Origin of the sequence: Kitasatospora sp. NPDC056076 (assembly GCF_042266305.1) — a bacterium.
Lineage (GTDB): Bacteria > Actinomycetota > Actinomycetes > Streptomycetales > Streptomycetaceae > Kitasatospora.
The window spans coordinates 75664-87044 of sequence record NZ_JBHJWG010000037.1; the positions used below are offsets into that span (position 1 = coordinate 75664).

General features: G+C 71.4%; 22 protein-coding genes. 17 read left to right on the forward strand and 5 right to left on the reverse strand.

Annotated features, from left to right (window positions below; translation table 11 throughout):
* Positions 1–144: 144 nt before the first annotated feature.
* A complete protein-coding gene (locus ACFC1T_RS27245; RefSeq protein WP_375892647.1) occupies positions 145–960 on the forward strand; it encodes a site-2 protease family protein in 816 nt (271 codons plus the stop codon).
* On the opposite strand, the gene ACFC1T_RS27250 is transcribed toward ACFC1T_RS27245, so the two are convergent.
* Positions 957–1142, reverse strand: coding sequence for a hypothetical protein (locus ACFC1T_RS27250; RefSeq protein WP_375892649.1), 186 nt, complete (start codon positions 1140–1142; stop codon positions 957–959). The two genes, ACFC1T_RS27245 and ACFC1T_RS27250, sit on opposite strands and share 4 nt — an antisense overlap.
* Positions 1143–1255: 113 nt before the next feature.
* Positions 1256–1948, reverse strand: a complete 693-nt coding sequence (gene npdG, locus ACFC1T_RS27255; protein WP_375892651.1) for an NADPH-dependent F420 reductase — start codon at positions 1946–1948, stop codon at positions 1256–1258.
* Between the two features lie 47 nt (positions 1949–1995).
* Here npdG and ACFC1T_RS27260 point away from each other — a divergent pair, with 47 nt between their 5' ends.
* Positions 1996–2628, forward strand: a complete 633-nt coding sequence (locus ACFC1T_RS27260) for a hypothetical protein (protein WP_375892653.1) — start codon at positions 1996–1998, stop codon at positions 2626–2628.
* 46 nt (positions 2629–2674) lie between these two features.
* Positions 2675–2848, forward strand: a complete 174-nt coding sequence (locus ACFC1T_RS27265) for a hypothetical protein (RefSeq protein ID WP_375892655.1) — start codon at positions 2675–2677, stop codon at positions 2846–2848.
* Between the two features lie 68 nt (positions 2849–2916).
* Here ACFC1T_RS27265 and ACFC1T_RS27270 read toward each other — a convergent pair whose 3' ends face one another.
* Together ACFC1T_RS27270 and ACFC1T_RS27275 are read right to left on the reverse strand one after the other, a co-directional pair.
* Positions 2917–3186 carry a hypothetical protein gene (locus ACFC1T_RS27270; RefSeq protein ID WP_375892657.1) on the reverse strand — a complete coding sequence of 90 codons (270 nt, stop codon included), beginning with the start codon at positions 3184–3186 and terminating at the stop codon, positions 2917–2919.
* A 134-nt stretch (positions 3187–3320) separates the two neighbouring features.
* Positions 3321–3713: a helix-turn-helix domain-containing protein gene (locus ACFC1T_RS27275; RefSeq protein WP_375892659.1), complete on the reverse strand. Its 393-nt coding sequence runs from the start codon at positions 3711–3713 to the stop codon at positions 3321–3323.
* Positions 3714–3989: 276 nt separating this feature from the next.
* Here ACFC1T_RS27275 and ACFC1T_RS27280 point away from each other — a divergent pair, with 276 nt between their 5' ends.
* From ACFC1T_RS27280 to ACFC1T_RS27340, 13 genes are all read left to right on the forward strand, one after another.
* Entirely contained in the window at positions 3990–4286 is a 297-nt protein-coding gene (locus tag ACFC1T_RS27280; protein ID WP_375892660.1) for an XRE family transcriptional regulator, read from the forward strand.
* Between the two features lie 235 nt (positions 4287–4521).
* Positions 4522–4821 carry a hypothetical protein gene (locus ACFC1T_RS27285; RefSeq protein ID WP_375892662.1) on the forward strand — a complete coding sequence of 100 codons (300 nt, stop codon included), beginning with the start codon at positions 4522–4524 and terminating at the stop codon, positions 4819–4821.
* Positions 4818–5024, forward strand: coding sequence for a hypothetical protein (locus ACFC1T_RS27290; RefSeq protein WP_375892663.1), 207 nt, complete (start codon positions 4818–4820; stop codon positions 5022–5024). Before ACFC1T_RS27285 ends, ACFC1T_RS27290 begins: the two co-directional genes overlap by 4 nt.
* Positions 5024–5374, forward strand: a complete 351-nt coding sequence (locus ACFC1T_RS27295) for a hypothetical protein (protein ID WP_375892665.1) — start codon at positions 5024–5026, stop codon at positions 5372–5374. Before ACFC1T_RS27290 ends, ACFC1T_RS27295 begins: the two co-directional genes overlap by 1 nt.
* Positions 5371–6354, forward strand: a complete 984-nt coding sequence (locus ACFC1T_RS27300) for a YqaJ viral recombinase family protein (protein ID WP_375892667.1) — start codon at positions 5371–5373, stop codon at positions 6352–6354. Before ACFC1T_RS27295 ends, ACFC1T_RS27300 begins: the two co-directional genes overlap by 4 nt.
* On the forward strand, positions 6351–6971 hold the full coding sequence (locus ACFC1T_RS27305; RefSeq protein ID WP_375892669.1) for a recombinase RecT: 621 nt from the start codon (positions 6351–6353) through the stop codon (positions 6969–6971). The genes ACFC1T_RS27300 and ACFC1T_RS27305 overlap by 4 nt, the downstream gene beginning before the upstream one ends.
* Positions 6968–7264, forward strand: coding sequence for a hypothetical protein (locus tag ACFC1T_RS27310; RefSeq protein ID WP_375892671.1), 297 nt, complete (start codon positions 6968–6970; stop codon positions 7262–7264). Before ACFC1T_RS27305 ends, ACFC1T_RS27310 begins: the two co-directional genes overlap by 4 nt.
* 76 nt (positions 7265–7340) lie before the next feature.
* The gene (locus ACFC1T_RS27315) at positions 7341–8303 is read left to right on the forward strand and encodes a hypothetical protein (protein ID WP_375892672.1); all 963 of its coding nucleotides are present in this window, start codon (positions 7341–7343) and stop codon (positions 8301–8303) included.
* Entirely contained in the window at positions 8300–8848 is a 549-nt protein-coding gene (locus ACFC1T_RS27320) for a hypothetical protein (protein ID WP_375892674.1), read from the forward strand. Before ACFC1T_RS27315 ends, ACFC1T_RS27320 begins: the two co-directional genes overlap by 4 nt.
* Positions 8849–8859: 11 nt before the next feature.
* A complete protein-coding gene (locus ACFC1T_RS27325; RefSeq protein WP_375892676.1) occupies positions 8860–9048 on the forward strand; it encodes a hypothetical protein in 189 nt (62 codons plus the stop codon).
* A 10-nt stretch (positions 9049–9058) separates the two neighbouring features.
* Positions 9059–9808 (forward strand): hypothetical protein, encoded by a 750-nt coding sequence (locus ACFC1T_RS27330; RefSeq protein WP_375892677.1) that lies wholly within the window; start codon positions 9059–9061, stop codon positions 9806–9808.
* Positions 9805–10038 carry a hypothetical protein gene (locus tag ACFC1T_RS27335; RefSeq protein WP_375892679.1) on the forward strand — a complete coding sequence of 78 codons (234 nt, stop codon included), beginning with the start codon at positions 9805–9807 and terminating at the stop codon, positions 10036–10038. The genes ACFC1T_RS27330 and ACFC1T_RS27335 overlap by 4 nt, the downstream gene beginning before the upstream one ends.
* A complete protein-coding gene (locus tag ACFC1T_RS27340) occupies positions 10035–10574 on the forward strand; it encodes a hypothetical protein (protein ID WP_375892680.1) in 540 nt (179 codons plus the stop codon). The genes ACFC1T_RS27335 and ACFC1T_RS27340 overlap by 4 nt, the downstream gene beginning before the upstream one ends.
* Positions 10575–10689: 115 nt before the next feature.
* Here the strand turns inward: ACFC1T_RS27340 and ACFC1T_RS27345 are convergent, their stop codons facing one another.
* Positions 10690–10872 carry a hypothetical protein gene (locus ACFC1T_RS27345; RefSeq protein WP_375892682.1) on the reverse strand — a complete coding sequence of 61 codons (183 nt, stop codon included), beginning with the start codon at positions 10870–10872 and terminating at the stop codon, positions 10690–10692.
* A gap of 169 nt (positions 10873–11041) precedes the next feature.
* Here ACFC1T_RS27345 and ACFC1T_RS27350 point away from each other — a divergent pair, with 169 nt between their 5' ends.
* A complete protein-coding gene (locus ACFC1T_RS27350; protein ID WP_375892684.1) occupies positions 11042–11302 on the forward strand; it encodes a hypothetical protein in 261 nt (86 codons plus the stop codon).
* Positions 11303–11381 lie beyond the last annotated feature (79 nt).

The following is an 11381-nucleotide window of genomic DNA, read 5'->3' on the forward strand; positions in this document are numbered from 1 at the left end:
CCCCTCCCCCCGCCCCCGGCCCCGTCGGAACCGGACGCCTCCCCTCGGACGTTCACCCTGGGCCGCTTGTCCGGCCACCGGCCCGCCCGGCATGATCGGTCCCAGCCGGTATCCCCCTTCCCTCTGCCCACGGAGCACCCACAGATGACCTTCGCCGCCACGCCGCGCTCCCGCAGCGAGGACCGCCGGATCAGTCCGGTGTTCTGGGTGCTCCTCGCCACCCTGGGCACCTCCGCCTGGGCGGTGTACTCCGGCTACGGCAACGCCTCGTTCGGGGTGTTCCTGTTCGTGGTCTCGGGCTGGATGGTCTCGCTCTGCCTGCACGAGTACGCCCACGCCCGCACCGCCCTGCACGGCGGCGACATCACCGTCGGCGCCAAGGGCTACCTCACGCTCAACCCGCTGAAGTACGCCAACATCCTGCTCAGCTTCGTGCTGCCGATCATCTTCGTGATCCTCGGCGGCATCGGCCTGCCCGGCGGCTCGGTCTGGATCGAGCGCAGCCGGATCCAGGGCCGGCTCAAGCACAGCCTGATCTCGGCGGCCGGCCCGCTGGTGAACCTGGTGATCGGGGCGGCCCTGCTGATCCCGGTCGGCGCCGGGTGGCTGGACGGCTCGGACCAGCACGCGGTCTGGAACGGCTACGAGCTCAACGTCTCGCCCTTCGCCTGCGCCCTCGGCTTCCTGGGCCTGCTGCAGATCAGCGCGGCGGTGCTGAACCTGCTGCCCGTCCCGGGCCTGGACGGCTACGGGATCGTCGAGCCCTGGCTCTCGTACAAGACCCGGCGCGCGGTGGAACCGTTCGCGCCGTACGGGCTGCTGGCCGTGTTCGCGCTGCTGTGGCAGCCCGAGGTGAACACGTTCTTCTTCGGGATCGTCCACGACCTGATGGGCCTGTTCGGCGTGGACACCGACTACGCGACGGTCGGCCGGTACCTGTTCAGCTTCTGGAAGAACTAGCCCTGCTCGGCCGCCGCCTCGGCGATCTTCGCCTTGCGCCGGTTCAGCCAGAGCACGTTGCTCGCCACACCGGCCAGCGGGAGCCAGATCAGCCCGATCCAGAAGCCCTCGACCATCGAGACCACGGCGGCCGCCAGCGCGAGGACGACGACGAGCAGGGCGAAGAGGGACGTGCGAGGCATGGCGCGGAGCTCCTAGGACCGGGTGCGGACGGCCGGGGTCGGCCGCCACCCATTGTCGCCGACCTCACCTCCGGAGCGGGTCCAGGGGTGAGGTCGACACGAACCTCCGACTGCTACACGTCGGTGATCCGCAGGCCCGCGTGGGCCTTGTAGCGGCGGTTGACCGAGATCAGGTTCGCCACCAGCGCCTCCACCTGGTGGGCGTTGCGCAGCCGGCCCGCGAAGACGCCGCGCATGCCGGGGATCCGGCCCGCCAGGGCCTGCACGACGTCGGTGGCGGCCCGCTCGTCGCCGAGCACCATGACGTCGGTGTCGATCCGCTCCACCGACTCGTCCTGGAGCAGCACCGCCGAGAGGTGGTGGAAGGCGGCGGTGACCCGGGAGTCCGGCAGCAGGGCCGCGGCCTGCTGGGCGGCGCTGCCCTCCTCCGGCTTGAGCGCGTAGGCGCCCTGCTTGTCGAAGCCGAGCGGGTTGACGCAGTCGACGACGATCTTTCCGGCGAGGTCCTCGCGCAGCGCGGTCAGGGTGGCGGCGTGGCCGTCCCACGGGACCGCGATGATCACCACGTCGCTCTCCCGGGCGACGGTGGCGTTGTCGGCACCGCGCACGCCGAGGCCCAGCTCGGCGGCCGAGGCCTCGGCCCGGGCGGCGTCGCGGGAGCCGATGATCACCTGCTGGCCGGCCTTGGCCAGCCGCAGGGCCAGGCCGCGTCCCTGGTCGCCGGTGCCGCCGAGGACACCGACCACCAGCTGCGAGACGTCCGGCAGCTCGTGGGCCGGGTTTGTCGCTGAATCGAGGGAAGTCATGGGCCGATCTTCCCAAACCGCGGGCCCGGCGCGACATCCTGGCCCGCATGGACGCAGTGAGAGTTTCGGCACTTCGTGAACGACTCACGGGCACCGGCTGGTTGGAGGCGGTCGGCGGCTTCGCCGGTGCGCTGCGGCGCTCGGTGGACCGGCGCGGGGCCGGTGAGCTGCTGCTGGTCGGCACCGAGGCGTACGAGCCCTGGCACCTGGCCGCCCACCTGGAGGACGAGGCCGCCTGGTCGGCCGTCCCCCGGCTGGCGCCCACCCTGCTGCGGCACGCACCGCCCGCCGCCGCCCCGGCCCACCTGGCGCACGGTCTGCGGCGGCTCGCCGAGGCCGGGCGCGGCGCCACCGTGCTGGTGGTGGCCCCCGGCGCGGCCGGTGCCCCGCTGCTGGAGCGGGTGCAGCACGCCCGCCGGCAGGGCGCGACCGTCCTGGCCCTGGACGGCGCCGGCCCCACCACCCCGGCCGGTCCCACCGACCTCGCGGGTCTCGCCGACCTCGCGGGTCTCGCGCACGAGCGGCTCGCCGTCGGCACCGCCGCCGAGGAGCCCTTCGACCTGGCGCAGCACCTGGTCAGTGCCGCCGCAGGGCAGCCGGTCGGCCGCCGCTCCGCCCTGGACCGGCTGGCCGACCTCGCCGGCCGGCTCACCTCACCGCCGGCGTTCACGCGCTGGTGATAAATCCGTTGCGGGTCGGGAACCGACCGTCCGAGGATGGTCGTTCGTGAACGACGACGAACCACCGCCCGCCGGTCGGGCGCGCACCCTGCTGCGCTCGCTGGCGCCCGACCTGTCCCCCTGGCGCGCCTCCCGCGACTTCCGCTACCTGTGGACGAGTGGCTGCGTCACCAGCTTCGGCAGCTTCCTGACGTACGTCGCCGTGCCCACATGTCACTAGTCAGGTAGCCGTCGAGCAGCAAAAAGCCCCGTCACGCTGAGCAACCAGCGGACGGGGCTTCCGGTTTGCTACTCGGCGCCTTCATCAGGCGTCTCGTCCTCTGCCTCGGGGGGCGGAAGCGGACTGCGCTGCCACATGAGCGACTCCACCGCTTCCTGCATGAGAACCTCGAACTCCGCGAGGTACGGCTTGAACCCGTCGGGCAAGTTCTCGCCGTTAACGATGAACACGGTCTGGTGAGGCGACTCGATGCGCGCCACCAGTCGACCGTCAGGAAGATGATCAACCACCTCTATCCGCACAAGCGGCGATCTGTCCGGGATGTTGAGGTGCGGCACACGGCCCCCTTCGTAGCGGGCCCCGCCGCGTGAGGGTATGGCGGGGCCAGGGTGCAAACGTCGGCGCCCCCAGGCGGTTCAGACATCATGCCGCGCACCACTGACACCACGCTAGATGCGGACGTGATGAATCCTCATGTGCCCGAACCGTGCGTAGGCCTTCGCGAGAACAGCTCTGCGATCTGAGCAAGCTCCTGCCGGCCTGTCTCATTCATTTCGCCCATGCGGTCGACCACCACACGCACGGTCCCATCAGCGGACCACACCGCGTCATCCTCGACGTCGAGGAACTGGGCTGCGGCCGCCCGGGCGACAGTCTGGTACGAGAGGCGGAGCCCCTTGGCGAGCGCCGCGAGCCGCTCCCGCCGCGGGATGTCACGGAGCTGGCCGGTCTCCAGCCGGGCCACCCACGATGACGCCATGGCGTCATCGCCGGAGGCTGCAGCAAGTTGAGCCATGGAGAGGCCCAGCTCTTCTCTGCGCTCACGGCACAGCCTGGACAGCTCATCCCGTTTCACGTCGCTCATGACAGCCATCATCTCTCCACCCTCTGCGCTGATGTCTACCTGGAGGCGCTCGCGCCCCATCTGTCGCGCTGGTCATCGTGGCGTTCACTCCGCGCTGGGGACAAATTGTCTATCCCACGGGGGTGGCGCGCTAGGGGCACATTGAGTCGTGTGACCGTGTTCACGCCACTGCAGCACGGGAGCAGACTGCAAATCCCCCAGGAGTAGACAGGATGCACCCACAGTGCAATGCTTGGACCACTCCCACACGGGAGCGATCCGCTGCAGGAGGACGCTTTGTCCCACACCCTCACGCTGCGGTACCGCCTCCGATCCCCTCGGCTGCTGCGCGACCTGATGCAGCACACCGGAGACGGCACTCGCACAACCACCCGCGAACTGGCTGCCCTGGCGCAGGTTCATCACAGCTTCATCGGAAAGCTTCTCGCCGGTGAACAGGAGACCGTGACCGCCGATGTGGCGATGTCCATGTCCGGTCGAATCGGCGTCGACTTGCTGATCCTTTGGGCACCGGTCGAACGCACCGACGCCAGTCGGCACGGAATGCCGGTCGCCGCAGTGGCGGCCAGCTGATGGCCGCCAACCTGTTCGAGATCTATGGGCCCCCGACACCGGAACAGGCCCGGCGCTTGGTCCTGCTTCTCGGCCTTCTGCCTCCGCTGCAGAAGGAGGGCAAGGACCAGGGCCAGCCTCCAAAGCGCAAGCGTCGCGCTGCCTGATCCCCCTGACATGGGTCGGGCCCCGCCGGATTGCGCCCGAACGAGGCCCACGGCCCACCGATCAACACCTCACGAAAAGGAGGCAGGCCATGAGCCAGCCTACCGGCCGCCCCATCGCCATCTCCAACATCGCCGAGATCACCGGCGTCGCGGACGTCACCATCAACGGCACCGACCTGTGGGTGTCCCCCGGACAGACCCCGGCCGGCCGCTACTGGACGCTGTTCGCCGCCGTGGACAACCGTCTCGCCGGTGTCGTCGTCGAGCACGGCGGCCTGTTCGAGGCCGTCCTCGGCGGGGGCATCGCCCACACCGCGACCGCGCAGGACGCCGCGCTGCTGATCGTCGCCGCGCTGACCGCCCCGACGCCGAAGGCCGACACCAAGTGACCGCCGCCGCCTGGTTCGCCGCCAGCGCCGTGTTCCTCGCCGTCCACGCCTGGATGCGGCCCGAGGCCCGCGCTTACCGCGCCTACCGCCGCTCGGTCGCCGTCCAGCGCCGCCTGTGCCCGTGCGGCTGCGGCCACCCCATCCACAAGCACTGGCCGCCGACCGCCAGCCTGCCCCGCCAGCGCACCCCCGAGGAGTCCTGATGAGCATCCGCACCCTGTTCGGCTGCCGCACCACCACCGACGACGCCCGGGTCCGCGGGCTGCAGATCGACCTTCGCGAGGCCCGCGAGCAGGCCCTGACGCTGGCGACCCGCTTGCGTGCCACGATCCGCCGCGCCGACACCGCCGAGGAGGCCCTCGACCAGATGCGCGCCGCCCAGCGCCAGGGCCACGCCGACATGGTCGCGGAGATCGCCCGCCTGCGCGAGGAGAACCGCCTGCTGCGGCGCGACCGCGAGAGCGCCCTCCGGCAGCTCGACGACGCCCTCGGCTACGACGCCAAGACCCTCGCCACCATCAACGCCGGCGGCAACAGCAAGGCGGCGGCGTGAGCGAGTACCTGTACCGGTCCGGCGCGCGGGTCGTCCTCGCGCCGGGCTCCGGCCCCGACGATCCGGCCTGGCACGAGACCCGGCTCGGCGGACTCGGCGGCTCCGACATCGCCGCGATCTGCGGACTCGACAAGTACACGTCGCCGCTGGAGATCTGGCACACCAAGACCGGCAACCCGGCGCCCCGGCGCGACGACACGATCCTGTCCGAGGCCGGCCTCATGGGCCACCTGCTCGAGCCGATCGTCGCCCAGCGGTTCACCGACATCACCGGCCTGCCGGCCTTCCCCAGCCCCGGCACCCTCCGGGCACTCGACCCCGAGTGGGCACTCGCCAATCTGGACAGGGTCACCCTGGAGGACGGCGAGTACGGCGTCCTCGAGCTCAAGACCCGGTCCTCGTACGCCCTGAACGAGTGGCTCGACGAGCCGCCGACCGGTCCGTGGCTGCAGGTCCAGCACTACCTCGGCGTCACCGGCTGGTCCTACGGCTACATCGCCTGTCTAATCGGCGGCCAGCGCACCATCGTGCACCGCGTCGACCGGGACGACGACACCATCACAGGCCTGCGGGCGATCGGTGGCGAGTTCTGGGAGTTGGTGCAGCACCGCACCCCGCCGCCGGTGTCCGGCTCCGCGGCGTGCACCGACCTCCTGAACCGTCTCCACCCTGAGCCGACGACCACGTCGGTCGTCGCGGACGCCGTCGAGGTCGAGCACCTCCTCCGCGAACGCCGAGACGCCCTGCTCGCCATGGCTGGCCCCCAGGCCGTCCTCGATGCCGCCGAGAACAGGCTCAAGGCGATCGCCGGCCCGGCGCGCGAGGTCCACATCCGCGGACACCTCGCCTACGAGTGGGCGCCCCGCCCCGGCCAGATCTCGTGGAAGGCCGCCGCCCTCGCCGCCGACCCCGACATCAACCCCGAACCGTACCGCGGAGCGCCCAGCCGGACCCTCCGCATCCCCCAGGAGAACCTGTGACCCTCGACGACACCCGCGCCGCCATCGCCCAGCAGGCCGCGCGAAGCACCGACCTCGCCGCCCGCGAGCGCTCCGCCGCCGCCACGTTCGCCGTCGACGACCGCGCGATCCTCTCTTACCTCGGCCTCAACGCCAACGACGCCCGGTCCCACGCCGTCATCGCCGTTTGCCGCCGCTACAACCTCGACCCCCTCCTCAAGCACGTCGTGCTCATCCCCAAGGGCGGCGTCTTCATCACCCGCGACGGCTACCTGCACGTCGCCCACGAGTCCGGCCGCCTCGACGGCATCGTCGTCGTCGACGAGCCGACCCTCTCTGACGACGGCACCGAGTGGAAGGCCCGAGTCGCCGTCTACCGCAAGGACATGACCCACCCCTTCCAGTACCCCGGCCGGTACCCGGCGCGCGGCGGAAACGCCACCTACGCCCAGGAAATGTCCCTCAAGAACGCCGAGGCCCATGCCCTCCGACGCGCGTTCAACGTCTCCGGACTCGCTGCCGAGGACGAGATGGCCATCGACAACCTCGTGCCCGCACCGGCCTCGGCCAGCTGGGAGCCGAGCACCGAGGACAACGTCGCGTACGAGGGCGAGATCGTCGAGGACGGCGACCAGTGACCGCCGAACTCGTCACCACCACGGAGCGGATGGTGTTCAAGGCCGCCCGACTGTCCGCAATCGTCCACGGCGACGGCGGCACGTGGGACATCGGCAACCACATCAACTACCTCGGCACCGACGAGCTCCGGGCCTTGATCGTGGTCCTGGCTGGCATGGTCGACCCGGAGCAGACCGTCGAACAGGCCCTCGGCTACATCACGTGGGACGAACACGGGGAGCCGTTCCGACAGGCGATCCCGCGCTGCACCGTCCGCGAACTCGCCGACCAACGCCTCCGAGCCCTCGCCTGATCTGCCTGGGGCGGGGTGTCCGTCCCCCGCCCCAGGCCACCAACCCTTCCAGCACCAACTGACCGGAGACCAGCACATGCCGTGGTTCGCCGTCGACGATGGGTTCGACAGCCACCCCAAGGTCCGCAAGGCGGGCAACGCCGCCGCGGGACTGTTCTGTCGGCTCGGCGCGTTCAGTGCGAAGCACTCCACCAACGGCTGCATCGACGGCGTCGTGGCCCGCGGCTACGGCACCACCGCCCAGCTCGCCAAGCTCGTTGCGGTCGGCATGCTGCACGACGCCCCGCACGGCTGCGACCCGAAGCGGTGCCCGCAGCCGCCCGAGGACGGGTACGCGCTGCACGACTACCTCTTCTACAACCGGTCCAAGAGCCAGGTTGAGGCGGCCCGGGAGGCTGGCCGGAAGCGCCAGCAGAAGGGCCGCAACGCCCAGAAACAGGACCGAACCGAGGCTCAACCGGACCTCACCCGAGACTCAGGTGAAACTCACCCGAGCTCCGGATGGGATCCGGTTGACCCCCAAAACGAATCCCGGTCTGAGGGTTCCGCCGCAGGTCACGAGGGTTCGTCACGGCGTGACACCCTCCAGGGGGCGACGGTGGTCCCCTCCCCGCCCCTCCCCTCCCCCGTTCCTTCCTTCGGAAGGAACGGTGCTGCTGCCGAGCGACCGGCGGCCTACCCCGACCGGCTCGTCGATCTGAAAGCCGCGATCGCCAACGCTGGGATCGCCGGCATCGGCTGGGCCCTGCGCGAGTCGCAGTGGGAGCACACCCGGCTAGCTGTCGACCGGGTCGGCATCCCCGCGATGGTCGCCTACGCGATCAACTCCGCCCGGCTCAAGGGCGTCCCCGCCACCGCGGCCGCCTGGGTCGACGGCTGGCGATCCCTCGAAGCCCCCGCACAGCAGGACGGTGTCACCTACCTGCCCGCCGTCATCGGCCTCCCCGAGGCCCCCAAGAGCCGTCAACAGCAACAGACCGACGACATGTTCACCCGGGCCATGGCCCGTGCCCAGAACCTGATGCAGGAGCCCTCGTGAACCGTGACGAAGCCGTTGCGCTCGCCCGCTACGTCCACGCCCTGTGCCCCCAGCAGCGCTTCGACGAGTACACCCCCGACGTGTGGGGCGACGTCCTGGTCGACATCGCCTTCGAGGACGGCAAGCAGGCCGCCGTCGAGATCGCCCGCCGTCAGCCGTGGATCGCCCCCGCCGAGATCATCACCGAGGTTCGCCGGGCCCGGACCGGCCGGCTCGACTACTTCCAGTACGAGCCCGCCCCCGGCGAGACCGGCGTCGAGTTCACCCGCAACCTGCGCGCCCAGATCGCCGCCACCGTCGACGGCCACCGGCCGGCCGCGCTCCCGTACGCGGGAGTCCCCCGGCCGGTGCTGGAACTGACCGCCGGCGTCGGGCACGACGTGCCGGAGCCGTGGGAGACGACGACCAGGATCCGCAGCGCCCTCGACATCGCCTGTCCGAACGGGGCCTGCCGAGCCGCCGCCCACAAGCCGTGCCGGACCCCCTCCGGGAAGCGCCTGGCCGGCTACCACGGATCCCGCACCGACGCCGCCCAGGCCGCGTGATGGGTGCCCCGATGCCCCCGGGCCTCCGCCGCCACGGCGACCGGCCGCCCGAGTGGGCCATCCCCTGCCCCGTCCCCACCTGCCGCGCCAAACCCGGCACCCCCTGCCGGACCCCCACCGGCCGCCGCCTCGCCGACGGCAGCCACCCCAGCCGGGCCGACGCCTGGCTCGTCCACCAGCACACCCAACCCGCCGCCTGAGGAGACCACCGTGACCACCGCCAAGAAGCCCACGCTCGAACAGCGTGTTGCCGCCCGCTTCCGCCTCGACGTCGCCAAGCACCAGCTCACCGTTCTCCACGACGACGGCCTCTACCGACACCTGCGGTGCCTCGCCCCCGGCGACAGCTCGCACTGGTTCGACCTGATCACCTGGCCCGGCACCCTGACCATCAAGGGCGACATGGGCAGCTACACGTTCAGCCGCACCCAGGACATGCTCGACTTCTTCCGCCGCTCGGCGTGGGGCGGCGGCCCCAACCTCCAGTACTGGGAGGAGAAGCTCGACGCCGCCGACCGGCACGCTGGCGTCCGCGAGTACTCCGAGGAACTCCTCCGCCAGCACATCGCCGACGACCTGGCCGCCCTTGCGGAGTCCGGCGACGTCACCGCCGATTACCTGGCTGGCCTGCACGAAGAGCTCGACGACGAACTGCTCGGCGAGCTGCCCACCTGGTGCATCGAGGACGAGGGCGAAGCCCTCGCCGGCGTCCGCCAGTTCGAGTACCGGCCCGGCCGCGAGGAGCCGTTCACCTTCGAGTCCACCGAGTGGGACGTCCGGGACTGGGCGTGGCACTACGTGTGGTGCTGCCACGCGATCATCTGGGGCATCGCCGCCTACGACCGCGCCAAGGCCGGGAAGCCCGCCCCCGCCCTGACCGCCGCGGCCACCACCGAACCCGACAGCCAGCAGGAGCCCGTCCTGGTCGCGGCTGGCGCCACCGAGGAAACCAGCCGATGAGCCGCACCGTGTACCGCGACCGCTACGAGGACGACCGCGTCGCCCTGGTCGATGGCCGCGTCGACCACATCGTCCGCCCCAGCCGCGACCCCCACATCGTGATCACCGCGTGTGGCAAGCACGGCGGTCGCGCCGACCGGCCCACCGGCCGACCCTGCACCGCCTGCAGCAACCAGCCCTGGGCCCTCGACCAGCGCACCTACCTCGACGCCGAGGAGACCACCCGATGAGCCAGCCCCAGCCCCTCGACCTCGACGCCATCCAGACCCGCCTCGACGCCGCCACCGAAGGACCGTGGACGACCGACGACAGCGAGATCGTCGCGGAAGTCATCGCGCCCGCGTCGTGGGTGGCCCGAACCGACGGCGACGGTGAGGCGGACCGCGCCAACGCCGAGTTCATCGCCCACGCCCGGCAGGACGTGCCCGCCCTGCTCGCCCGGGTCCGGCAGCTGGAGGCCGAGAACGAGCGGCTCCGCACCGCCTGGCACTCCGCCCGCCGCCGCGCCAGCACCGCCCGCGAACACCTCGACATCACCGAGCACGGCCGCGACCGCGCCATCGAGGCTGCCGAGCAGCTCCAGGCCGAGCTGACGACCGAACGCGCCGTCGCCCTGTCCAACCAGCAGGCCGCTCGGTTCCTCGCCGAGGACGTCCAGCGGCTCACCGCCGAGCTGGCCGAGGCCCACGCCGCCACCAAGACCAACCGCGAAGTCGGGCGCGTCCTGCTGACCGAACTCGCCGCCCACCGGCAGCCCGCCACCTGACGGCCCCGTGCGCGGCCAGGACCGGACCACCAACGGCCGCGCACAGCCCCAGGCTCCCAGGGGCGCCGCCCGCACGCCCACGGCCCCCAAGGCGGCCCGTTACAGCCGCCGCCATTCAGACCGCAGGCGGCAAACGCCCGAAGTACTCCAGCGTCATCTCCTCCAGCACAAACAGAAACGGCTCACCGCCAGAGCGCCGATCTACCGCCTCGATCTTGAGTAACGCCGGCAAAGCGTTGAACAACCGGGCGACAGGATGTTCCGGATGCCTCTCGTTGAACCACAGCTGCTCGGCCACCGTCATATCGCGATTCGCCCAGTCCTCAGGCCGGTTTGACCCCTGAGCGAGCGTCCGCCGACTACGTGATCCCACACCCGACCAACGAGACCAACCGCTTATCGGTCACCAGCCACCTCGGGCGGCCGGCACCCACCGGCCGCCACACACACCCACCACGGAGACCCGCATGAACACCGCCCGTGCCGCCCTCCTTGCCGAACTCCTCACCGGCGAGGACCCCGCCGGCCCCGAGTACGCCGACGCCCGCGCCCGCATCGAGCGCCTCCTCGACGACCACGCCACCGAGGTCCGCGAGCAGGTCGCCGCTGAAATCGACGCCGCCGTTCAGCGGAACCTCGCCGAACACCCTGACGAGCCCGCCATGTTCGCGCGCCGCCTCGGCCTCCAGCAGGCCGCCCGCCACGCCCGCGTCGGCGGTGCCCGGTGACCGACACCCCGCCGCCCACCGACACCGACCTCGACGAGCGCGAGCGCCGTCTCCGCGCCGACGCCGAGGACGCCCGCCA

Excerpts from the sequence above, each read along its gene's own strand:
- ACFC1T_RS27260 (WP_375892653.1), top strand. The coding sequence starts at position 1,996 with ATGGACGCAGTGAGAGTTTCGGCACTTCGTGAACGACTCACGGGCACC.
- ACFC1T_RS27350 (WP_375892684.1), top strand. The coding sequence starts at position 11,042 with ATGAACACCGCCCGTGCCGCCCTCCTTGCCGAACTCCTCACCGGCGAG.
- ACFC1T_RS27325 (WP_375892676.1), top strand. The coding sequence starts at position 8,860 with ATGCCCCCGGGCCTCCGCCGCCACGGCGACCGGCCGCCCGAGTGGGCC.
- ACFC1T_RS27295 (WP_375892665.1), top strand. The coding sequence starts at position 5,024 with ATGAGCATCCGCACCCTGTTCGGCTGCCGCACCACCACCGACGACGCC.
- ACFC1T_RS27250 (WP_375892649.1), bottom strand. The coding sequence starts at position 1,142 with ATGCCTCGCACGTCCCTCTTCGCCCTGCTCGTCGTCGTCCTCGCGCTG.
- ACFC1T_RS27340 (WP_375892680.1), top strand. The coding sequence starts at position 10,035 with ATGAGCCAGCCCCAGCCCCTCGACCTCGACGCCATCCAGACCCGCCTC.
- ACFC1T_RS27315 (WP_375892672.1), top strand. The coding sequence starts at position 7,341 with ATGCCGTGGTTCGCCGTCGACGATGGGTTCGACAGCCACCCCAAGGTC.
- npdG (WP_375892651.1), bottom strand. The coding sequence starts at position 1,948 with ATGACTTCCCTCGATTCAGCGACAAACCCGGCCCACGAGCTGCCGGAC.
- ACFC1T_RS27335 (WP_375892679.1), top strand. The coding sequence starts at position 9,805 with ATGAGCCGCACCGTGTACCGCGACCGCTACGAGGACGACCGCGTCGCC.
- ACFC1T_RS27245 (WP_375892647.1), top strand. The coding sequence starts at position 145 with ATGACCTTCGCCGCCACGCCGCGCTCCCGCAGCGAGGACCGCCGGATC.
- ACFC1T_RS27285 (WP_375892662.1), top strand. The coding sequence starts at position 4,522 with ATGAGCCAGCCTACCGGCCGCCCCATCGCCATCTCCAACATCGCCGAG.
- ACFC1T_RS27275 (WP_375892659.1), bottom strand. The coding sequence starts at position 3,713 with ATGAGCGACGTGAAACGGGATGAGCTGTCCAGGCTGTGCCGTGAGCGC.